The organism is Dyella ginsengisoli, assembly GCF_044904665.1.
GTDB classification, from domain to species: Bacteria; Pseudomonadota; Gammaproteobacteria; order Xanthomonadales; family Rhodanobacteraceae; genus Dyella_A; species Dyella_A ginsengisoli.
Genome location: NZ_JADIKM010000006.1, coordinates 291082 through 312509, shown reverse-complemented (window position 1 = coordinate 312509; position 21428 = coordinate 291082). Strand labels below are relative to the sequence as shown.

Annotated in this window: 14 protein-coding genes; 4 read left to right on the top strand and 10 right to left on the bottom strand. The window is 69.0% G+C overall.

The window, feature by feature from the left end:
- Positions 1 to 10: 10 nt before the first annotated feature.
- The 8 genes from ISP17_RS18680 to ISP17_RS18645 all read right to left on the bottom strand — a co-directional run bounded on the left by ISP17_RS18680 (position 11) and on the right by ISP17_RS18645 (position 16744).
- Positions 11 to 847 (bottom strand): transporter, encoded by an 837-nt coding sequence (locus ISP17_RS18680; protein ID WP_404635908.1) that lies wholly within the window; start codon positions 845 to 847, stop codon positions 11 to 13.
- A gap of 75 nt (positions 848 to 922) precedes the next feature.
- Positions 923 to 1696 (bottom strand): hypothetical protein, encoded by a 774-nt coding sequence (locus ISP17_RS18675; RefSeq protein ID WP_404635906.1) that lies wholly within the window; start codon positions 1694 to 1696, stop codon positions 923 to 925.
- Between the two features lie 295 nt (positions 1697 to 1991).
- Positions 1992 to 4115, bottom strand: coding sequence for an HlyD family efflux transporter periplasmic adaptor subunit (locus ISP17_RS18670; protein WP_404635904.1), 2124 nt, complete (start codon positions 4113 to 4115; stop codon positions 1992 to 1994).
- 13 nt (positions 4116 to 4128) lie between these two features.
- Positions 4129 to 5454 carry an efflux RND transporter periplasmic adaptor subunit gene (locus ISP17_RS18665; RefSeq protein ID WP_404635902.1) on the bottom strand — a complete coding sequence of 442 codons (1326 nt, stop codon included), beginning with the start codon at positions 5452 to 5454 and terminating at the stop codon, positions 4129 to 4131.
- A complete protein-coding gene (locus ISP17_RS18660) occupies positions 5451 to 6176 on the bottom strand; it encodes an efflux RND transporter periplasmic adaptor subunit (protein ID WP_404635900.1) in 726 nt (241 codons plus the stop codon). The genes ISP17_RS18665 and ISP17_RS18660 overlap by 4 nt, the downstream gene beginning before the upstream one ends.
- A gap of 26 nt (positions 6177 to 6202) precedes the next feature.
- On the bottom strand, positions 6203 to 7714 hold the full coding sequence (locus tag ISP17_RS18655) for a TolC family protein (protein ID WP_404635898.1): 1512 nt from the start codon (positions 7712 to 7714) through the stop codon (positions 6203 to 6205).
- A 65-nt stretch (positions 7715 to 7779) separates the two neighbouring features.
- Complete coding sequence (locus tag ISP17_RS18650) at positions 7780 to 15876, bottom strand: DUF4347 domain-containing protein (protein WP_404635896.1); 8097 nt, start codon at positions 15874 to 15876, stop codon at positions 7780 to 7782.
- Positions 15877 to 15916: 40 nt separating this feature from the next.
- Entirely contained in the window at positions 15917 to 16744 is an 828-nt protein-coding gene (locus tag ISP17_RS18645) for a sulfotransferase family protein (RefSeq protein ID WP_404635894.1), read from the bottom strand.
- A gap of 293 nt (positions 16745 to 17037) precedes the next feature.
- Here ISP17_RS18645 and ISP17_RS18640 point away from each other — a divergent pair, with 293 nt between their 5' ends.
- On the top strand, positions 17038 to 17607 hold the full coding sequence (locus tag ISP17_RS18640) for a phage tail protein (protein WP_404635892.1): 570 nt from the start codon (positions 17038 to 17040) through the stop codon (positions 17605 to 17607).
- 51 nt (positions 17608 to 17658) lie between these two features.
- Entirely contained in the window at positions 17659 to 17979 is a 321-nt protein-coding gene (locus ISP17_RS18635) for a DUF6916 family protein (RefSeq protein ID WP_404635890.1), read from the top strand.
- Positions 17980 to 17989: 10 nt separating this feature from the next.
- On the opposite strand, the gene ISP17_RS18630 is transcribed toward ISP17_RS18635, so the two are convergent.
- Positions 17990 to 18508, bottom strand: coding sequence for a GNAT family N-acetyltransferase (locus ISP17_RS18630; protein WP_404635888.1), 519 nt, complete (start codon positions 18506 to 18508; stop codon positions 17990 to 17992).
- 54 nt (positions 18509 to 18562) lie between these two features.
- A complete protein-coding gene (locus tag ISP17_RS18625) occupies positions 18563 to 19120 on the bottom strand; it encodes a DNA-3-methyladenine glycosylase I (RefSeq protein ID WP_404635886.1) in 558 nt (185 codons plus the stop codon).
- 92 nt (positions 19121 to 19212) lie between these two features.
- Between ISP17_RS18625 and ISP17_RS18620 the strand changes: the two genes are divergently transcribed.
- Positions 19213 to 20094, top strand: coding sequence for a DMT family transporter (locus ISP17_RS18620; RefSeq protein ID WP_404635884.1), 882 nt, complete (start codon positions 19213 to 19215; stop codon positions 20092 to 20094).
- A gap of 200 nt (positions 20095 to 20294) precedes the next feature.
- A complete protein-coding gene (locus tag ISP17_RS18615) occupies positions 20295 to 21374 on the top strand; it encodes a sterol desaturase family protein (RefSeq protein WP_404635882.1) in 1080 nt (359 codons plus the stop codon).
- The last annotated feature ends 54 nt before the right edge of the window (positions 21375 to 21428 follow it).

Below are 21428 nucleotides of genomic sequence, written 5' to 3'. Positions count from 1 at the left end.
CGCGCCGGGCTCAGAACAGGAACTTCACCGAGGCACCGGCGCCCCAGTCCGGGCTGCCGTTGCTGAAACCAGTCAATGCATACGCCTGCAGGCGCCAGTTGGTGCCGATCTTGTGGTTCCAGTAGCCGGTGAGCTCGCTCTGTGAGGCGCCGCCCTCGGCGATGCGCTCGCGGTAGTAGTAGTACGCACCGAAGTTGTTGGCGGCATCGAGCTTGTAGTCGACGCCGAGGTTGGCGTTGAACGCGTTCTTCAGCTTGATGTACTGCGAGCTGCCGTACTTGGTCCAGCCCACGCCGCCGAACGGGGTCCAGTTGCCGGCCACCTTGTACGTGTCCAGCGACACGCCGTAGTCGTTCTTGCCGGTGCCCAGGCCCTTGTTCTCGTCGGCGGTGCCGAACTTGACCTTGCCGGTGAGATCCAGGCCGAAGGTGCCATCCTGGCTGGTGTAGACCTGATAGCCGGCCGAGGCCACCACGTCACCCAGACCCGAGGCGGAGCCGGAGGTGGTAGTCGGCGTGGTGCTGCCGCCGCCATTGCCGAGCAGACGGCCCAGGCCGCGGCCGATCGGGTTGCCGTTGTTGACCGGGCCGGTGCCGGGAATGACGTTGCTGGCGCCGCTGATGCTGACGTATGGCACCACCAGCTTGAACGTCCAGCGATCGGTCTGATAGGCCGCGGTGACCGGCACCGACCAGATGTCGGTGGTGACACTGGTGCCGTACTTGCCGCTGCTGTAGTCGGCGCCGCCGCTGAGGCTGAACTGGCCTTCGCCGTCAGCCGCATGGGCCGCCGGGGCGGCGATCAGTGCGAGCGAGCCAAGGGCGATCCAATACGCTGTGTTGCGCATGTCGTGTGGTTCCTGATGTCTTGAATGGGAGCGGGCCCGTCGGCAGTGCGACGGACCCGTGGGACAGAACGGCGATCAGCCGCCCGGACGGCCGACGTGGGTCGGATGATCCGGCAGCTGCGGGCGCTCGGGACGCTCCGGACGCTCGGGGCGGGTCGGACGCTCGGGGCGATCGATCTTTGCCATCGCGCCGACGTGATCGGGCACCGAGGCGTGCGCTCCGGCGCGACCGTGGGTGGCGAGATCCACCTTGGCCACCTTCGCGTCGGCGTGGCCGTGCGCCGCGGCGGCGGCGTGGGCGACGGCGTTCGGCGAACGCATCAGGTCGCCGAGCTTGAACCCCATCGCGTTGGCGATCTGGCCCCAGCCCTGGCCCGCGGCGCGATCGGCGAGCACGCCGTTGAGGTCGACGGTGGTGCCATCGGCGAGCGTGAGCGTGCCGCCGTTGAGAGCGGCCGCGATTTCCTCGGCGGTGGGATCGGTGATGCCCTGCTGGGCCAGGCTGGCTTCGGCCAGCGCCAGCGCGATGCGCACGTTGCCGTAGCCGAGCGGGCCGGTGGCCGGCTGGATGGTCGTCTGCGTGGTGCTGGTGGTGCCGTCGGCATTGGTCACCGTCTGGTCCAGCGTGATGGCGGTGCCGTCACGCAGGCCGGTGACCAGCGCCTGTGAGTTGGTGTCCGAACCGGCGAAGGTCGAGAACTCGGTGCTCAGGCGAGTGGACTCCGGACCGATGGTGGTGCTGGTCTGGGCGTCCGTGGTGTCGTCGGCCGAGGTCTGCGCGAAAGCAGGAGCCGCGACGAGCGCGGACAGTGCGATGGCGCAGGCAAGCGCAAGCTGCTTGGTCTTCATGCGGGTTCTCCATGGGTGGATGAGTGGAGGTCATGCTTGCTGCCGTCCCTGCCACGCCCCTGTGTCCCGTCGCGCATCGTGTGCCGATGGCGACCGCGTGCAGCAAAACCCGCTGCATCGTTTCGCAGTACCGACGCAACAACAAGGCTTGCGAAGCCCTTTGTTTAGACAGCGTTGGGGCTTCGCTCAGCTCCTGTGCGGGAATCGAGACGATTCGTGCCAACTGCGTCACACGATGTGCACGCAGGCACTCGCTCCGCAAAAACTTTCGCGCTGGGCGCGCGCGGACAAGCCTTCAGAAACTCGCCTCGCGCCGCATCAGCGCGGCCAGCCAGCGCACGAAGCGCATGGCGAGACTGCGCGACTCGCCGGCGATCGCCGCGCGCCCGGACCATTCGCGCGTCAGCGTGGCCGGGGCGCCTTCGCAGTGGTCAAAGCGCACCCGGAACGTCGAGTCGAGCGGGGCGAGGCTGCCATCGGGACGATGCACGCTGGGCACCGCGCCGCCGTACACGCTGGCCACGTAGGGTTCGTCCAGCGCGGCAAGATTGAGTCGATCGACGTCGCTGACCCGGCAATGCAGGGTCGGCGACTCCGGCAGGGCCGCCACGAATCGCACGCGCTGACCGGCCGCCAGCTGCGCGAGATCGGACTCGCCCACGAACGCCTCGCCCTTGACGCCGCCGCCGCCCACCACGCCCAGCACCGGTTCGCCGCCCTTGAGCCAGCCATTGGCGTGCAGCGCGTCGTTGACGTCGACCACGCGGCCGTCGAACGGCGCACGCAGCAGCAGGCGCTGCTGTTCGTCGCGGTAGCCGTCGACCGCCTGCTGCGCGGTCTCCCAGCGCTTGCGCAGGGCCGGGCCGAGTGCGCGCAGGTCAGCGTCGAACGGCTGCTGGTCGAGCTGCCATTTCCACTGTGCGGCCTGCTGCTCGGCGCTCTTGCGCTGGTAATCCAGGTCCGGCGAAGCCAGCGCCACCAGCACCTGGCCCGCGGTCACGCGATCGCCTTCGCGTACGTTCACGGAGAGCACCTGCGACGGACGCGGCGCGTACACCGTCTGCGCCTGCACCTGGCCGACCACCGCCGGCGCATGCACCACGCCCTGCCACGGCACGAAGGCGATCACGCCGAGCAGCACGGCCAGCAGCGAGGTGCGCAGCGTGCGCCGGTTCCAGCGCAGCTCGGCGCGCCGCCGCCACCACACCTGCATCTCGCGCGCGATCGGCAGGCCGAGAAACCAGCCGATCTCCACGCCCATCAGCACGATCCCGAGCGCACGGAAGAACAGGTGGAACACCAGCAGCGCGATGGAGAGAAACAACACGAAGCGGTACACCCAGGTCACCAGCGCGAATGCGATCAGCGTGCGCTGCAGCCGCGGCGGCAGGGTTTCCGGCAGCGGATCGCCGTAGTCGAACAGCTGCTCGCGCAGCCACCAGCGGCCCAGCGCGAACGCGCGCTCGTGCAGGTTCGGCACATTGAGCCAGTCCGACAGCAGGTAATAGCCATCGAAGCGCGTGAACGGGCTGGCGTTGATCGCCAGCGTCACCAGCCAGGTACTGGTGGCCAGCATGAACACGCCGGCACGCAGCGGGCCATCGGGCAGGAAATTCCACGCCAGCGTGGCGAACGCGGCCAGCGCTAGTTCCGACAGCACGCCGGCCGCGCCGATCTGCAGGCGCTGGCGGCGCGAGGCGAGCTTCCACGCTTCGTTGGTATCGGTGTACAGCACCGGCCACATCACCAGCAGCGCCACCCCCATGGTCGGCACCTTGCAGCCGTGCCGGTACGCGGTGAACGCGTGGCCGAGTTCGTGCAGCACCTTGGCGAAGCTCAGCGCCAGCGCCAGCCCGAGCAGGCCCTGCCAGGTGGTGTAGGCGCGGAAGGTGTGCACGAAGCTGTCCCACTGCCGCGACACCAGGTACAGGCCGGTGAGCGCGACACCAGCCACCAGCCACCAGAAGCCGGGCCGATACACACCGGCGATCCACGGCGAGACGCGACGCAGGAACGGCATCGGCCGCACCAGCGGCACGCGCAGGAACAGGTAGTTCTTCAGCAGCCACATCGCCGGCGACAGCTGCTGCCGCTGCGCCGCCTGCTGCAGGCGCTGGGTGTCGTACGCGCTGACCGCCAGCACCAGGTGATGACCGAGCAGGAACTGCAGCAGCGACACCACGTCGTCGCGCTCCACGGTGAGGGTCGTCTGTGCGTTCACCGCGGCAACCACCGCCTCGGCATCGCCCAGGCCCCAGCGCGAGAGCATCTCGAACGCCGGCCAGCCGAGCTGGTAGAAGCGGTTGGCGGCCGGATCGTGCAGCGTCCAGGTGGGCGCGCCGTCGGGTGCGGCCGGCGCGGCGTGGAGCGTCAGCTCCTGCCGCAGCGGCGGCAGCCGCAGGGCCTCGGGGTCGGCCATCGCCTGCATCGGTTCAGCCCAGCCACTGCCGCAGGCTGGCCAGCGGCCGGCGCAGCACGTAGTAGATCAGCGGCACGCGTCCGGCATACAGCCGCGAGGTGCCCATCAGGCCCAGCCGCGGCAGCGCTTCGCCGGCAGCGAAGCGCGCTTTCACGCGATAGGCCAGCACGGCCTCGTCGGTCGGCGTTGCCTTGTAGGCCACGCTCTCCACGGTCGCGTGATAGGCGGTGAACGGTGAGGCCTTGGGATAGAACGTGACGTCCGCGCCGGGCGCCAGCGCGATCTGGTCACCTACCGGCAGGAAGCCGGTCAGTTCGACCCCCGCCGGATCGGCCAGCACCAGCACCTTTTCGCCCACCACCACGGCCTTGCCGGTCCAGTCGTTGACGTCGGCGAATACGGCCACGCCGTCACGCTCGGCCTTCACCTGCACGCGGGCGAGCTGGTCGGCGCTGTACGCCACGTCGACTGCCTTCTGTGCGAGGTCGCCGCGACGCTCGGCCATCTGCAGCTTGCTCTTGTCGTCGGTGACCGCCTGCTGCGCGCTCTGCCGGTACTCCTCCTGGGCCGTCTCGTACGCCTTGCGGGCACTGGCATAGCGGCTGCGCAGCGTGGTCGCGTCGAGGTTGAACAGCAGCGCGCCGGTTTTCACCGGCTGGTTCGGCACCACTTTCAGGCTGTCGATCACGCCGTCCAGCGGCGCGCGTACCACGAACGGGTCCACCGGCGTCACTTCGGCCGGCGCCAGCGCCGACAGCCGCACCGGGATCAGGCAGACCACCAGCAGCGCCAGCGCGATCTTCCACCACGCCTTGCGCCGACGCAGCAGCGCCACGCCGCGCCGCCACAGCGCCTCGCGCGGACGCAGCGCATACAGGCCGTGCCCGAGCAGGGCGCCGAGTTCGCCGGCCAGCGCCAGCTCCTCGTCCAGCCAGGGCTGTTCGCGCGCCAACAGCAGCAACGCCTGCGGCCCGCCGCCGGCCTGCGGCAGCGGCATCACCAGCGCGTGCAGCGGCAGCCAGGTCGTCCACTCCTCGGCGACCAGCGCGGGCAGCGTGGCCGGATCCAGCACGCGCGGCGCATGCACGGGACCCAGCGCGCGGAACAGCCGCGCCAGCCACTGCACGTAAGGAGCGTCGTGCTCGACCTGCGGCACGCCGGAGACCGCCGCAACGCCGGAACCCTCGCGCCACAGCGCCGCCTGACGGTAGCCGAGCACGGCGCGCGTCTCGTTCACCGCCACGAAGCCCAGCGCCTCGATGCTGGTGGCGGCGCGCACGCGCTGACCGAGCTGCAGCAGGCCCAGCAGCCCCTGCACGGAAGCGTTGACCGTACTCATGGATGGCCGGGGAAGCTCGCCCAGCCGCTCATGCCCGGCAGCAACTGCGCCTGCGCGCCCACGATGCGGCCGCTCAGCGACACGGTCTGGCTCACCGGGTCGATGCGTGCACCGAGCCGCACCACTTCGGCATCCACGTCGCGGTCGAGATCGTCCACATGCACCACGAAACGCGAACCCGGCTCGATCGTCGCCAGCCAGCGCGAGGGCACGATGAGTTTCACTTCCAGCGTGCCGGTATCGAGGATCTCCAGCAGCGGCTTGCCCGGCGTGACGTACTCGAACGGCGCGGCATCGCGCTTGGCCACGCGCCCGGCGAACGGCGCGCGGATGGCGCACTTGCCCACCGTCGTGCGCATGTAGGCGGCATCGGCCGCCGCCTCCTTGGCGCGCGCATCGGCCTGCGCCACCTCCATCGCACCCACCGAGTGCAGGCTCGCCAGCTGGCGCGTGACGTCGAGCTGCCGCGTGGCCGCCGCGGCGGTGGCGGCCGCCTTGTTGAGCTGCGCCTGGTACAGGCTGCAGTCGAAGCCGACCAACAGATCGCCCCTGGCGAAGGCATCCCCTTCCTTCAGCGGCAGGCGATCGATCTTGGCGGCCACCTCGCTGGAGATCTCCACATCATTCTGCGCTACCAGTTGCGTGCGGATGCGCCCGCTGCCGCCATCGACCGGCGCCCCTGCATCGCTGGTCTGCGCGGCCAGCGGCAGCGCCACGGCCATCCACACGATTGCTGCAACACCGACTCTCACTTGGCCGCCGCCTCCGTCACCAGCGGGCGCTCCCACTGCTTTTCAGTCTCGGCGATGGCCTTTTCGAGCGTGGGCAGATCGTGCCCGGCGACGGCGTTCGGCACCGGATCAAGACCCAGGCTGGCGATCATCTGGCCGTAGGCGCCCTGATAGGCCGCGTAGCTCTGGTACAGCCGCAGCTCGGACATCAGCGCGCTGGTGGCGGCGCGGATCTCGGCGAGCTTGCCCTGCGCGTTGGCGTTCGTCGCGTTGCGGGTGTGCTCGAGGATGCGCTGCTCGACGTCGTTCAGATCGCGCGTCAGCTCGAACTGCTGACGGCGGCTGTCGTAGTCGATCCACGCCACGTGCACTTGGGTCAGCACGGCCATGTTGAGCGCCAGGCGCTGCTCGCGGGCGAGCTCGTACTGGGCCTTGGCGGCGCCCTTGATGTTCCTGGCGTTGAGCAGGTTGAGCAGGTTCCAGCTGACCTGCACGCCGGCATCGCGCCAGGAGTTGTTCACCAGGAAGTCGTTGCTGTCGTAGTGCGCACCGACGCTCAGCTGCACGCCCGGCAGCAGCTTGGCGAGTGCCTTGTGCGTTTCGTTGAGGCCGATGCGCTCGTTGTAGTTCGCCTCGATCAGCTCCGGGCGGTGCAGCAGCGCGGTTTCTTCCATCGCCTCGGGGGCGATCGCCAGCGTGGGCGTGTCCAGCGCATCCGGCGGGGCCAGCTCGAACGGCTTGCCCGGGGGCAGGTTCATGATGGACGCCAGCTTCGGCTTGGCCTGGGCCAGTTCATCGCGGATGGATTCCAGCTGCAGCACCAGGCTCAGCAGCTCGCGCTGGTAGCCGAGCGACTGCAGCGGATCGCTCAGGCCCTTGGTCTCGATCGCGTGCGAATCGTCCAGCGCCTGGCGCGCCTGCGCCAGCAGCGGCTCGATCTGGCCCTGCAGCTTCTGCGCACCGGCCGCCTGCCAGTAGGCCTGGCGCGTCTGCTGCATCAGCAGCTGCACCACCTTGCGGCGGCGCTCGGCGGTGGCCAGCACGCGGTCGGCCTGCTGCTGGGCGGTGTAGTAGCTCACGCCGAAGTCGAGGATGTTCCACGAGAAGCCGAGGTCGGCGCGCGTCGCCTGGCGCTGGCTGGAGGTGGACGGCACCAGCGACTGCTGGCCGGTGACGATGTCCTGCGAGGACGAGGCCAGCACGTTGTCGCGCGAGGTGTAGCCCGCCGCCGCGGTGAGCTGCGGCAGCAGGTCGAAGTTGGCCAGGTCCAGCTGCCGCTGGGCAAGCGCCTCTTCCATCATTTTCACGCGATGGTCGAGGTTGTACTTGAGCGCGCGAGCCATCGCCTCGTCGAGCGTGATCGGCGCGGCGACCGGTTCCTGCTCGCCGAACATGGCTTGCGCGTCGGCCTGCATCGCCGCCTTGCGCTCATCGTCGGTGATCGGACGCGGGTGGATGGCGCAGCCGCCGAGCACGACGGTGGCGAGCGCGGCGGCGAGGATCTTCCGGGGCATCATGATGGGCGACAAGGCGCATCTCTCCAGGGCAGAGGAAACGAAAAGGGAACGTCGGCGCGAATCGATCGGGCAACGGGTCATGGCGTCACCGGTGCCGGCTGGTGGCGCTGGGCGACGGCGAGCTGATGCAGCAGCGCCGCGTGGTCGGCGTGACCGGCGTGTCGCTGCTGGCCGAACTGGGCCTGCAGCGCGGGCTTGCCCGCCGTGACGGCGCGCGGAGTGTCCGCGGTGGTGCGCCGATCCGGCGACCCGGTGGCCGCGCCACGCGTGTCGCGCGCGGACAGATCCAGCTCCACCACGGTGGTGTGCACCCGGCCGTCGGCGTCGATGACCAGCACCTGCAACGCGATCCTGCCGTGCAGGCCAGCCGGCGCCCGGCCTTCGAGCGTGCCCGCCGCCGGATCGAAGCGCAGCCAACCCGGCAGCGGACGGCCATCGGCCTGCTGCACCTGCACGACGCCGCCGCGCCCGGGCATCCCCGGCAACGCGACCACGAACGGACGCCCCGGCGTGATCTCCAGCGAACTGGGTAGCACGAGGCCGTCGCGCACCTGGTCGGCGAAACTCGCGCGCGACGACAGCGACAATGGCAGGCCGTCGAAGCCACCGCCGGTCAGCAGCGCCGGAGAAGTCATTGGCGCCGCATCGCGGAAATAGATCGTGGGCAGCACGTCCGGCGACAGCGGCGAGAAGGCGTCCGGTGCCGGCGCAAGCGTCGGCAACCCAAGCGGCGTGACCGACGCAACGGGGAGGATCACCGGCGCCACACCACCGATCGTGTACACCTCGCCCTGCGCATTCGACGACAGCGCATTGCCGGCCAGATCGGCAATGCCGCTGTTGGCCGCGGCGAGATCCAGACGCAGCGTGCCGTTGCCAGCCACACCGCCCAGCGTGACCACGTAGGTGTGGCCGTCCACCGCCACCAGGCTGTCGATCGACGCCTTGGCGTTGCCGCCCAGCACCAGCTGCAGATCGCCGGCGGTGAGCCCGCTGACGTCCTCGCTGAAGGTGATGGTGTAGGCCACGCCCTGCTGTCCGCTGGTGATGGCCGCATCGTTGCGGGCGATCGACACCACCTGGGGCGCCTGGGTATCGATGGCGAACGCGGCCGAGGCGGTGGTGCCCAGGCCGGTGTTGCCCGCCGCATCGTTGACGCCGGCATTGTCCAGGGTGATGCGATTGCCGGCCGCGGTGACGTTGGCGCTCGGGGTGAACGTGGCCGTCCACGTCACGCCGCCGTCGGCGCTGCTCAGACCGCCGAGCGTACCGTTGGCGACGCTGAAGTCCGCCGTGGTCAGTCCGCTTACCGCTTCGCTGAAGGTGATCGTCACCTGCGAGGTCTCGCCGGCCTTCAGGGCCGTGTCCGACAGCGCGATGCTGGCGATGGGGGCGATCGCATCGATGCGCACGCCGGCGGTGGACGCCACGCTGTTGAGCGTGTCGACTTCGCTGTTGCCCGCGACGTCATGGATGGCGCCGCCGTTGAGCTGGATGGTTCCGCCCAGCGCGATGCCGTTCGGATCGGCCTGCCCGGCGGTGACGGCGAGACGGAACACCAGTGCGCTGGTGCCGCTGCCGGAGACGTAGTCGGCGTAGACCGTGCCGCCGGTGTCGAGCGTCACCGCGAGGCGCGGGGTGCCGGCCGTGGTATCGACCGTCACGCTCTCGCTGTAGTGAACGACGAAGTCCAGGTTCTGTCCGGCGACATAGGTGCCGTTGGCAGGCACGCTGACGCTGGTGATCGTCGGCGCGTCGCGGTCGACGCTGTAGCTGGCGCCGGCCAGGCCGCCGGTGATCGCGTTGCCCGCGGCATCGGCGATGCCGGTGCCCGACGCGTTGAGGTTGAGCTGCAACGTGCCGGTGCCGCTGATCGTGCCGACATGCACGGTGTAGGTATGGCCGTCCACCTGGGTCACCGAGGCGATGCTGCCCGCGGCCGTCGCGGTGGAGGCGAGGGTGAAGTCCGTGACGTCCACGCCGGTCACGTCCTCGGAGAAGGTGACCGTGTAGTCCACACCGCCGGCGTTGGTCGGGCTGGGGTTCGTCCGCACGATCGCCGTGGGCGAGGGCGCGATCGCATCGACGTTGACGGCGGCGGTCGAGGCCACCGCGTTCAGCGCGCTGGCCGCGTCGTTGCCCACGGCGTCACGCACGGCGCCGCCGTTGGCATCGAGTGTTGCGCCGACCTGGATGCCGGTGGCGTCGTTCTCGCCGGTAGTCACGGTCAGGCGGAACACCAGCGCCGTGCTGCCGGAACCACTCACATAGTCGGCGTAGACGGTGCCACCGGTGTCCAGCGTCACCGCCAGGCGCGGTGTGCCGCCCGCGGTATCGACGACGACCGCTTCGCTGAAGTTGACCGTGAAGTCGAGGTTCTGCCCGGCGACATAGGTACCGTTGGCGGGTGCGGACACGCTGGTGACGGCGGGTGCGACGCCGTCGACGACTATGGCTTTCTGACCAGCGATGGACTGCGCGCTGCCCGTCGTGGGCAGGGTGAGGATGGCGCTGTCGCCGCTGCCGTTGCGGATCACGGCGCCGTTGAGCGCGAGCGCGGCGGTGGAGGCGTAGTCGAGGTCGGCCGAGGCATCGCCGGCCTGCACCGTATACGCGAACGTCAGCGTGTTGGTGCCGGAGCCGGAGACGTAGCTGGCGTTGTGGTCGATCGTGCCGGTTTCCAGCAGCAGCGTGGGTGCGCCGCCGGAGGTGTCCACGGTGACGACCTGATCGAAGGTCACCGTTTCATAGATCGTGTCGCCCACCTTGTAGCCGCCGTCGGCGGAAGTGGAGCTGACATCGGTGACCCGCGGATTGATCGAGTTGACCGTGATGGCGACGGTGTCGGTGTCGGTCTGCGCGCCGCCGCTGCCGGTGTTGCCCAGGTCGCTGGTGGTGATCTGCAGGCCGTCGACGCCGTGGTAGCCGGCGGTGGGCGTGTAGACCATGCCGTTGAGCGCCGCGTTGATGTCCGCCAGCGTGCCCTGGAAGGTCATGGTGGCGTCGCCGCTGCCCGAGCCGACCAGGAAACTCAGGCCGGTGGTGCCGCTCAGGCTCAGTGCGCCGTGCGTGACGGTGAGCGTGACCTGCTCGATGCCGCCGTTGGCGTCCGCGTCGCTGACCGCGACCAGGTTGCCGTTGCCGCTGTTGAAGGCCAGGCTGCTGTCCTGGTTCAACGACTGGCCGGCGGGCACTCCGTTGATCGGCGCGTCATTGATGCTGGCAACGCTGACCAGTTTGGTCGACGCCCCGCTGTCGACGGTGCCGTCATTCACCACATAGCTGATCGTGCGCGTGGCGGTATTCGGCAGCTCCGAGCCGTTGGTGTAGGTCACCGAGCGCAGCGCCGACTGCCATTGCGCGAGCGTTGCCGTGCCGCCGGCGGAGGTGAGCGTCAGTACGCCGGTGGCGGCGTTGTAGCTGGCCGTGACGTTGCCCATCGTGCTGCCGTCGTTGGCGAACGCCAGCAGATCTTCGCCGCTGTGGAAATTGCCGGTGATCGACACGGTGGCGCTGGCCAGCGTGGTGTTGTCGAGGTCGCTGACGGTAAAGCCGCCATCGATCGCCACCGGCGTGCTGGTGACGTTGTTGCCCTCGGTGAAAGCGGTCGTACCGCCGCTGGTGGTGGCCACCGGCGTGTCGTCCACTGCCGTCACGCTGACCACCTTGGTGGCGACGGCGCTGTCGACGCTGCCGTCGTTCGCCGTGAAGCTGATGGTGCGGCTGGCCGTGTTGGGGGCGTCCGAGGTGTCGGTGTAACTCACCGAACGCAGCGCCGACTGCCATTGCGCCAGCGTTGCCGTGGCACCGGCAGAACTCAGCGTGAGCACGCCGGTCGCGGCGTTGTAGCTGGCCGCGATGTTGCCCATCGTGGCGCCATCGTTGGCGAACGCCAGCAGGTCCTCGCCGCTGTGGAAATTGCCGGTGATCGCTACCGTGGCGCTGGCCAGCGTGGTGTTGTCCGCGTCGGTGACGGTGAGGCCACCGTCGATCGCCACCGGTGTGCTGGTGACGTTGTTGCCTTCGGTAAACGACGTGGTGCCGCCGCTGGTGGTGGCGATCGGCGTGTCGTCCACGCTGGTGACGCTGATTGTCTTGCTCGCCGCCGCGCTGCTCTTGCTGCCGTCGTTGACTGCGAAGCTGATCGAGCGGTTGGCGGTATTGGGCGTGTCGGACGCGTTGGTGTAGGTCACCGCCCGCAGGGCTGCCTGCCACTGCGCCAGCGTCGCCGTCGCGCCCGACGAGGTGAGGGTCAGCACGCCGGTTGCGCTGTTGTAGGACGCGGCGATGTTGCCCATCGTGGCGCCGTCGTTGGTGAATGCCAGCACGTCCTCGGCGCTGTGGAAGTTGCCGGTGACCGATACCGTGGCGCTGGCCAGCGTGGTGTTGTCCAGGTCACTGAGTGTGATCGCACCATCCACGTTCACTGGGGTGCTGGCGACGTTGTTGCCTTCGGTGAACGCCGTGGTGCCGCCGCTGGTGGTGGCGATCGGCGTCTGGTCGGTGGCCGTCACCGTCACCGTGCGGGCCGCGGCGACGCTGCTATCGGTGCCGTCGCTGGCGCTGAAGCTGATCGTGCGCGTGGCGGCATTGGGCGTGATCGCGGTATCGGTGTAGGTCACCGAGCGCAAGGCTGACTGCCATTGCGCGAGCGTTGCCGTGGCACCGGCAGAGGTCAGCGTGAGTACGCCGGTCGCGGCGTTGTAGCTGGCCGCGATGTTGCCCATCGTGGCGCTGTCGTTGGTAAACGACAGCACATCCTCGCCGCTGTGGAAATTGCCGGTGACCGCTACCGTGGCGCTGGCCAGCGTGGCGTTGTCCGCATCGGTGACGGTGAGGCCGCCATCGACCACCACCGGCGTACTGGCGACATTGTCGCCCGCCACGAAGGCCGCCGAGCCGCCGCTGGCGGTTGTCACCGGGGCGTCGTTGACCGCGACGACGGTAACGGTCGCGGCGATCGAGGTCGCCGTGGTGTCGACGCCACCATTGGCGGTACCGCCGTTGTCCTGGATGCTGGTGAGCGTCACCACGCGGTTGCCGGCGGTGGGAGCGTTGCCGGCGTCGAGATAGGTCATGCCGTCGACCAGGGTCTGCGCGGCCGCCGAGGAAATGCCGACGCCCTTGCTGACGCTAACCGTCGCCGTGCTGCCGACGACGCTGACCGTCACGGTCATGCCGTTGGTCGCGGTGGTCAGGCTGTTGCCGTTGGTGAGTGCCACATTGCTGCCGTCGATCGCCAGGATCTCGTTGCTGCCGTCACTGACGTTGCTCACCGTGAAAGTCAGCGCCTTCACGGTCTGGCCCGCCTCGACCGTGCTGATGCTGACGCCGCTGAACAAGTCGACCGCCGCCCCGTTCTCGGTGTAGGTGGGCGTGCCGCCGGTGGCGCTGATCGTGGGCGCATCGTTGACGCCGATCACCGAGACCGTCACATCGGATGCGGTGCTGGTGCCGCCGCTGCCGTCGTTGACCGTGACGCGCACGGTGCGCGCCGCTGTCGCGGGGTCGGTGCTGTTGGAGTCGGTATAGGTGAGCGCATGCACCAGCGCGGTGGTCGCCGTCGGCGTGGCGCTGGCGTTGAGGCTGATCACCAGATCGCTGGTACCGGTGCCGCCGGTGAAGGTGCCGATGGTGACGCCGCCGTAGGTGACGTTGCTGCCCGATACGCCGATCTGCCCGGCGCCGGTGCCCTGGTTCTGGATGCCGAGCACGTCCTCGGCAGACACCCGATTGGTGACGATCGTCACGGTGACGTTGCCACCGCTGAAGTTGGCGTTGTCGCTGTCGGTGACGGTGGCGTTGCTGCCGGAATCGATGAATACCGCCGAGCCACCTTCGGTGTAGCTGACGCTGTCGCCGTTGAGGTTGGCGACAACAGGGGCGAGATCCGGGACGATCACGATGTCCTTGTTCGCAGCAAGGGAGCCCGTCGCACCCGGGGTGGGCAAGGCCAGTGATGCATCGTGGGTGCCGCCCGCCGAGTCCTTGATCGTGCCGCCGTTCAGATTCAGGGAGCTGCTGCTCACGTAGTCGAGGTCGCTGCTCGTATCCCCCGACTGCACCGTGTACGTGAACGTCAGGACATTGCTGCCGCCGCCACTGCTGTAGCTGGCAGTGTGGTCCACGGTGCCGGTTTCCAGCGTCAACAAGGGTGTGCCGGTGACCGTTACCGCCTGGTTGAAGCTCACGGTGATGGAGATCACGTCGCCCGGGCTATAGGTGCCGTTGGCCGTGATCGCGGAAACCGAACTCACCGAAGGAAGCGTGACCTGCGTGCCGCCGCTGTCCGCGTACGAATTAGCACTACTGCTTGCGAGCGGCCGGGAAGGATCGGACGCTCCGTTCTCGCCGCGTTGTCCCCCTTGGGCCGCGTTACCGGTGAACCCATTAGCTGTGGATGCATCGATCTGCAATGTCCCGCGATTCAGAATGCCGCCAGCGGCGACGCCGCCGGCTCCCGCGACGTATGCGCCTCCTCGGTATGAACAGCCCGCTCCGCCGCCGCCGGCCGCTGCGTTGTTGCTGATGGTGGTGTGGAGAACCGTCAGGGCTCCGGAGTTGTAGATGCCGCCAGCTGCGTCGCCGCCCTTGCCCGACACGCCACCCGAGTTTCCCCAGCCGCCGCCGCCACCGCCGATACCGCCGGCGCTGCCACCGCTGCCGCCACCAAAGGAGGAACCCTGATAGCCACCGATACCTGCCGTGGCGCCGCCGCCGCCGCCGCCGTAGAAATGCGCGCCGCTGGTATTGTTGAAGCCCTCGGCACCGTTTCCACCGGTGCCACTGCCGCCGAACGTGCGCGGCGCACCGGGAGTGAACGAAGTGCTGGCGAGACCGCCGCTACCGCCGCCTCGACCGGAGTACCCGCCGCCGCCGCCGCCGCCAAAGCCGTAGAACGTACCAGGGCTGGCGGGGTTGCTGTTTGTGTAGGAAGCGCCGCCGCCGCCTGCCGCACGGTTACCGGAAACGGTGGAATTGGAGAGCGTCAGCGTGCCGGCATTGAAGATGCCCCCACCCAGCGCGTCACCGCCATTGAGCACGGAAAGGCTCGTACTGGTGGCGTTGCCGCCGTTTCCATAGACAAGGCCGTGCTCGATGACCAGTCCATCGAGATGCACGTTGGATCCGGAGGTAATTTCAAGTACGCGGCCAAGGTACTGGCCGTTGAGCGTGACGTCAGGCGTGCCATTCCCGTCGATATCACCCTCGATCGTCAGGTTTTTGCTCACCACCAGCAACGAGTTGCCCGACGTGATCGTGGACAGGTTGATGGTCATGCTGCTGCTGAAGGTGATGGTGTCGCTGACGGACGTAGAGGCGTCGATGATGGCCTGGCGCAGCGTGCCCGCGCCGGAGTCGGCGTTACTGGTCACGGTGATCGTGGCCAGGTCGTGCGTGTAGCCCGCCTCGTCCACCGCCGAGAGCACAGGGCGCGCCTCGATGCTGCCGGTGGTCACTTCCAGGTTCCAGTCGTAGCCAGCGCCCACGCGGTTGCTGGACGCGGCCACATCGCGATGGGTGAGGCTGGCCAGCGAGTCGACGAAAGACAGGCCCTTGGCACCCGCCGCGGTATCGCAGGCGTAGATCAGGATGTCGCCGCCGGCCTGCATGTCCGCGCCGATCCGCGCCAGCGCATCGGCATGCTGGCCGACGTTGTCGGCGGAGAGATAGGTGCTGCCCAGCCACAGGTCGCCATCGTTGCCGTGGGTGATGATCTGCACCGAGCGTGCACCGGGATGGGCGTCGAGGTAATCGGCCATCTGCTGCAGGCCGTCCACGCCCTGCTGCAAGAACACCACCTGGGTGCCCGCGGCGACGTGGGTGAGCAGGCTGTCGGCGTCCTTCACGCGCGCATCGATGAACAGCACGTCGCGTCCGGCGGAAGAGGCCGCCAGCGGGGCGATGTCGTGCTCGGCGATCGGCCGCGTCGCCAGCATGTCCGGCCGCAGCCCGGCCGGCGCGAAGCGGAACTCGGCACGCTCGGCGGCCAGTGCGTGCGGCCCGGCGGCGACGGCTGGCTCCGGGCCGTGCGGCAACTGGGCCGCCGTGGCGGCCACGGCGCCGTCGAACATCACCCGCGGCTCCAGTGCCATGGCCAGCGGCCGCCGCGCGGGTGCGCGGACGTTTTCCACCGGCGTGCGAACAGGCTTGCTGCGCTTCCACCATGCCATCGGACTATCCCCCTGGCGCGGGCCGGCGGCCCGCGCGATTTCAATCGGTCTTGTTGCGGATCACGTGCGCGGCACTGCCCTGCCCGTCCTGCCAGAACGACAACTTGCTGTACTGCTCGAACAGGTCCGGCGGCAGCACGGTGCGGCGCGGCTCGATCGCCACGCGCGGGCGCACCCGATGCAGGCCGCTGATGCCCAGCGCCTCGTCGAACGCGGGCGCGTCGTAGGCGATGTGCTCGAAATCGTGGGCGAACCACGGCTCGCCGAGAAAGTCGTAGACCAGCCGCAGCACGCGCTCGGGCGCCTGCGCGAGCAAGTCGTAGTCCACCAGCAGCAGCGAGCCGGCCTGCTCGCCGTAGTAGGCCTCTTTCAACGCGGCCCAGGCGAAGCCGACCAGCCGGTTGCGCTGGGCCAGCGTGTCGACGCGGCTGTAGACGGTGTTGCGCTCACTGTCATCGACGAACAGCTTGGTCTGCTCGAACGGATTGGCGCGATACAGCCGCTCGATGCTGTCCATCACCCAGGCGACGTTGCGCACGCAGGCGATGACCTTGGCATCGGGAAACAGGTCGACGATGGCCGGCAGCCGCGCACTCCACAGGCGGTTGGTGTCGAACACCACCTCGCGGTCGTCGTCACCGGCGTAGTAGCTGTCGAACAGGCCGCGCAGCAGGCGGCGGCGCGTCTGGCGATCGACCACCGGACCGAACTCGCTGCCGGCACCGAGCTGGTTGAGCATGCCGGTAAACAGGCTGCCCACGGGACTGGTCATGCCGGCCTGGAAGCGGGGGTTCTGGCGCAGCAAGGCGGCCAGCAGGGTGGAGCCCGACCTCGGCAATCCCGAAATGAAGTGGATCTTCCCTGCCACGCCCCTGCCCCGATCGTGCGCCTGCGCACAGCCCCTTGATCGCCGCGATGGTAGCACCGGCCCACGCGGCGTCTACTGCCGGAAAGGACAGGCCGACCTCCCGCTGACGGCAGTTCCCTTTTGCACGACGGTGAGCTAAACATGCCGCCGCTGCCGCGCGCCTCAGGGGTGTCGACCAACGCCCGGCAGCCATCCGGACCGCCCCGCCGCGGCCGCCATCACGCGGCCACGCGCGGAGCTTCGCGTCCATTACGGCCGCCACGGCCTTTGCAAGGGAATAGGGGAGTCACGCAATGGAAGTCTTCATCGGAACCATCCTGCCGTTCGGGTTCAATTTTCCGCCCAAGAACTGGGCGCTGTGCGCAGGCCAGACCATGGCTATCTCGCAGAACTCGGCGCTGTTCTCACTGCTCGGCACCTACTACGGCGGCAACGGGCAGACCACCTTCCAGCTGCCGGATCTGCAGGGCCGCATGCCGATCGGCATGGGCAACGGCGCCGGGCTCACCCCGCGCACCATCGGCGAGGTGAGTGGCACCGAGAACGTGACGTTGACCACCGGCAACATGCCGGTGCATTCGCATACGGCCACGGCCAGCACGCAAGCGCAGGTTTGCGGTGTACCCACCGCGCCGGCCAACGCGCCGAGCGACACCAACAACTACCTTGGCGCCAGTGGTGCTGGCACGGGGTCGGCAACCATCTGGTCGAACGCGTTGAACACGCCGGTGGCGATGGCCGGCGTCTCGACGCAAGTTGACGTGGGCGTGGCCGGCGGCAGCCAGCCGGTGGGCGTCATGAATCCGTTCCTGGCGATCAACTTCAGCATCGCCCTGTTCGGCATCTTCCCCTCGCGCAACTGATCTCTCCGGGGCGACGCCGCGGTGTCGCCCCGGCTCGCAGGAATCCGCTACATGCTCGACCGCATCGCCGAAAGCCACTTCCATCCGCTGGTGGGGCAACGCCGTGAACTGCGACTGGAGGATGGCCAGTCGCTCACCGTATGCGTCGAGCGCGTCGACGCGCAGCCGCTCGCCCAGCGACCCGGGGCTCCGGAGGGTGCGCGCACGCCGTTCCGGGTGGATCTGGTCGGCATCGATCCGACACCGCTGCTGGATGGCCCCTGCGCGATGGAGCTGCCGGAGCTGGGCTGGGTCGAAGGCATCCGCATCCAGCGCGTGACCCCATGGACCGCCGACCCGCACACGCCCTGCTTCCAGATGGTGTTCGGCTGAGCCGGCCGGTTCAGGGCAGCATCACCATCGGGCGCGCCTCGGGGTACCACACCAGCCGCTCGACACCCGGCTCCGCCGCATCCACCACAAATCCCATCCGCAGGTACAGCGAGCGGGCGCGCGGATTGGTGTGCCACACGGTAGCCACCAGCGGCGCCCGCGCCTGCGCGGCGGCCTGCTGCAGTCCGCGCAGGATCTCGGCGCCGTAGCCCTGACAGCGCAGCACCGGCAGCAGGGCCAGATACACCAGCCGCACTTCGTTCGCCCCGATGTCCACGATGAGCGCACCGGCACGCTCGCCCGCCCGCTCGATCACGCAGTGCATCGCGCCGGCGTAGGCATGGCCGGCGCCCTGGATCAATGCCTGGTATTGCTGTGCCATCAGCGCGTCGAGCAGCGGTGGCGGCAGCGGCAGCTGCTCCAGGTCGGGGCGGGTGGATCGATGCAGCCGGGCCAGGAACGCCTCGTCGGCCGGCGCGGCAGGGCGTAGGGAAAGTGACGAGCCGACCAGCGATGATGAGCCGAGCATGCGAGCATCCATGTCTGACGTGGCGAGCGCGGGATCGTGCCACAGCCCGCCGATTCAGCGCACGCCGTGGCGGAAGCAGTCGACCGTGTGGTCGTCGACCATGCCGGTGGCCTGCATGAAGGCGTAGCAGATGGTGCTGCCGACGAAGCGGAAGCCGCGCTTCTTCAGCGTCTTGCTCATGCGGTCGGAGTGCGCGGTGGTGGCCGGCACCTGCGCCGGACTGCGCCAGGCGTTGCGGATCGGTGTGCCGTCGACGAACGACCACAGCCAGGCATCCAGGCTGCCGTGCTCGGCGATCACCGCCTGCGCAGCGCGCGCGTTGTCGCGGGCGGACGTGATCTTGAGGCGATTGCGGATGATGCCGGGATCGAGCATGAGCGCGTCGAGTTCGGCGTCGCTCATCGCCGCCACGCGGTCGATGGCGAAGCCGTGGAACACCTCGCGGTAGCGCTCGCGCTTGGCCAGCACGGTACGCCACGACAGCCCCGCCTGCGCGCCCTCCAGGCAGAGGAACTCGAACAGCGCGCGGTCGTCGTGCAGCGGCGTGCCCCACTCGTGATCGTGATAGGCGCACATCAGCGGGTCCTGACCGGCCCAGCGGCAGCGTTGCATGGAAAACTCCGGTGACAGCGGAGCTGCAATCTAGCGCAAGCGCGCCGCCCCGGCCTGGCTAGACTGGCGCATTACCCACGGCCATCACGCTCATGTCGAACGACTCCTCCCGCCGCGGCGCCATCGCCGCCCTACTCGCCACGCTGGTGCTATGGGCGTACAGCTGGGTGGTGATGAAGCAGGCGCTGGCCTATGCCGGTCCGTTCGACTTCGCCGCGCTGCGCTACCTGCTGGGCGCGGGCGTGCTGTTCCTGGCGCTGGCCGCCACGCGCCAGCGCATCGCGCCACCGCCGCTGGCCGCCACCGCGCTGATCGGCCTGTGCCAGACCGCCGCCTTCCAGGGACTGGAGCAGTGGGCGCTGGTCGACGGCGGCGCCGGCCATGTGGCGCTGCTGGCCTACACCATGCCGTTCTGGGCGGTGCTGCTGGCGTGGCCGCTGCTGGCCGACAGGCCCACGCGCCGACAGTGGACGGGCACGGCGCTGGCGGCGATCGGCCTCGTATTCATCCTGGATCCGTGGCGCGGGCTGGGCAGCCCGCTCAGCACCGCGCTGGCGATCGCCGGCGGCGCGGCGTGGGCGGCCGGCACGGTGCTGAGCAAGCGACTGTTCCAGCGCCATGCGGTGGCGCCGCTCAACCTCACCGCGTGGCAGATGCTGTGCGGTGGGCTGGCGCTGGGCGTGGTCGCGCTGGCGGTGCCGCAGAAGCCGATGGTGTGGAACCACGCGCTAGTCGGCGCGCTGGTCTACAGCGTGCTGTTCGCCTCCAGCCTGGCGTGGTGGCTGTGGCTGATCGTGCTGCAGCGGCTGCCGACTGCGGTGGCCAGCCTGTCCAGCCTCGGCGTGCCGGTGCTGGCGGTGCTGCTGGCCTGGGCGATCACCCGCGAGCAGCCGTCGCCGATGGAGGGCGTGGGCATCGTGTTCGTGCTGCTGGGGCTGCTGGCGGTGAGCGGCCTGCGCCTGCGGCGGCGCTGAAGCGATCCGCCCGGCCTGCAACCCCGTCAAAAGCCACGGCGAGAACCTGCCCCTGGGAACGACCCGGGGACGAACGGCGAGCCGACAGGCTCGCCCTTTGCATCGATGCGTCACGCCGGATCGACGGTTCCGGAGAAACCCGCCGGAAAGACGCAGCGGCGAAGCTAACGGGTGGACTGATTTCCGCCGGTGCCGTTTCGATGCCTTCCCTCGTGCACGCCTGGACCGCCCTGGTCGATGCCTTTTCCCGGCACGGCGTGCTGCCGCTGCTGCAGTGGCTGCACATCGACCGGCTTGCCGGCGACCCGCGCGAGATCGCCGAATCGCTGATGATCGCGGTGGTGCAGGTGGCGATCATCGCCTGCCTGTTCCGCCCGCTGGAGACCTTCTGGCCGGCCGAACGCTGGAGCGACCGCAAGCTCACCCGGGTCGATCGCCAATACACGCTGTGGATGCTGCTGGGAATCTTCCCGCTGTTTTCCTACCTGGTGCTGACGCCGTTCGCCAACTACTTCGGTGGCGTGTCCAGCGGCACGGACACCTCCAGCCGCGACTCGATCCTCGGCATCACGCACTGGTTCCCCGTGCTGGGCCAGCATCCGCTGGCGCTGTTCCTCGTCTACTACGTGATCTACGACCTGGTGTACTACACCATGCACCGCGTGCAGCACGCACTGCCGTGGTGGTGGGCGCTGCACTCGATGCACCACAGCACGCGCCAGATGAGCTGCTGGACCAACGACCGCGGCAGCCTGGTGGACGGCTTCATCCAGTCGATGATCCTGGCCGTGGTGGGCCTGGCGATCGGCGTGGCGCCCACCGATTTCGCCTGGCTGATGCTGCTGGGCGAGCTGGTGCAGAACTTCTCGCACACCAACACGCGACTGCACTTCGGGCCGGTGTTTGGACGGCTGTTCGTCGACCCCACCTTCCATCGCCTGCACCACATGCGGGTCGACCCCACCCGGCCGGGCCTGCACAACTGCAATTACGGCCAGGTGTTCTCGATCTGGGACGTGCTGTTCGGCACCGCGCTGTACGGCGAGCCGATCCGTCCCACCGGCGTGGGCGATCCGGTGGTGGATGCGGACAACGAGCACGGCCTGGTCGGCCTGCACTGGGCGGCGTTCAAGCGCTTCTGGGGCGCGGTGCGCACGCTCGATGGCTGGAAGCCGGGCGAGGTGTCGTTCGGCCCGGGCTACCGGCCGGTGCCGGTCGATCACGACGCGCCGCCGGGCCAGCACGCAGCGTCCCTGCAAAGCGAGACGATCAGCGACTGAGCCGATGCCGCGCGCCGATGCGTAAGCATGCGGCGCACGGCATTGATACGGCCT

Excerpts from the sequence above, each read along its gene's own strand:
- ISP17_RS18680 (WP_404635908.1), bottom strand. The coding sequence starts at position 847 with ATGCGCAACACAGCGTATTGGATCGCCCTTGGCTCGCTCGCACTGATC.
- ISP17_RS18675 (WP_404635906.1), bottom strand. The coding sequence starts at position 1,696 with ATGAAGACCAAGCAGCTTGCGCTTGCCTGCGCCATCGCACTGTCCGCG.
- ISP17_RS18670 (WP_404635904.1), bottom strand. The coding sequence starts at position 4,115 with ATGGCCGACCCCGAGGCCCTGCGGCTGCCGCCGCTGCGGCAGGAGCTG.
- ISP17_RS18665 (WP_404635902.1), bottom strand. The coding sequence starts at position 5,454 with ATGAGTACGGTCAACGCTTCCGTGCAGGGGCTGCTGGGCCTGCTGCAG.
- ISP17_RS18660 (WP_404635900.1), bottom strand. The coding sequence starts at position 6,176 with ATGGCCGTGGCGCTGCCGCTGGCCGCGCAGACCAGCGATGCAGGGGCG.
- ISP17_RS18650 (WP_404635896.1), bottom strand. The coding sequence starts at position 15,876 with ATGGCATGGTGGAAGCGCAGCAAGCCTGTTCGCACGCCGGTGGAAAAC.
- ISP17_RS18640 (WP_404635892.1), top strand. The coding sequence starts at position 17,038 with ATGGAAGTCTTCATCGGAACCATCCTGCCGTTCGGGTTCAATTTTCCG.
- ISP17_RS18635 (WP_404635890.1), top strand. The coding sequence starts at position 17,659 with ATGCTCGACCGCATCGCCGAAAGCCACTTCCATCCGCTGGTGGGGCAA.
- ISP17_RS18630 (WP_404635888.1), bottom strand. The coding sequence starts at position 18,508 with ATGCTCGGCTCATCATCGCTGGTCGGCTCGTCACTTTCCCTACGCCCT.
- ISP17_RS18625 (WP_404635886.1), bottom strand. The coding sequence starts at position 19,120 with ATGCAACGCTGCCGCTGGGCCGGTCAGGACCCGCTGATGTGCGCCTAT.
- ISP17_RS18620 (WP_404635884.1), top strand. The coding sequence starts at position 19,213 with ATGTCGAACGACTCCTCCCGCCGCGGCGCCATCGCCGCCCTACTCGCC.
- ISP17_RS18615 (WP_404635882.1), top strand. The coding sequence starts at position 20,295 with ATGCCTTCCCTCGTGCACGCCTGGACCGCCCTGGTCGATGCCTTTTCC.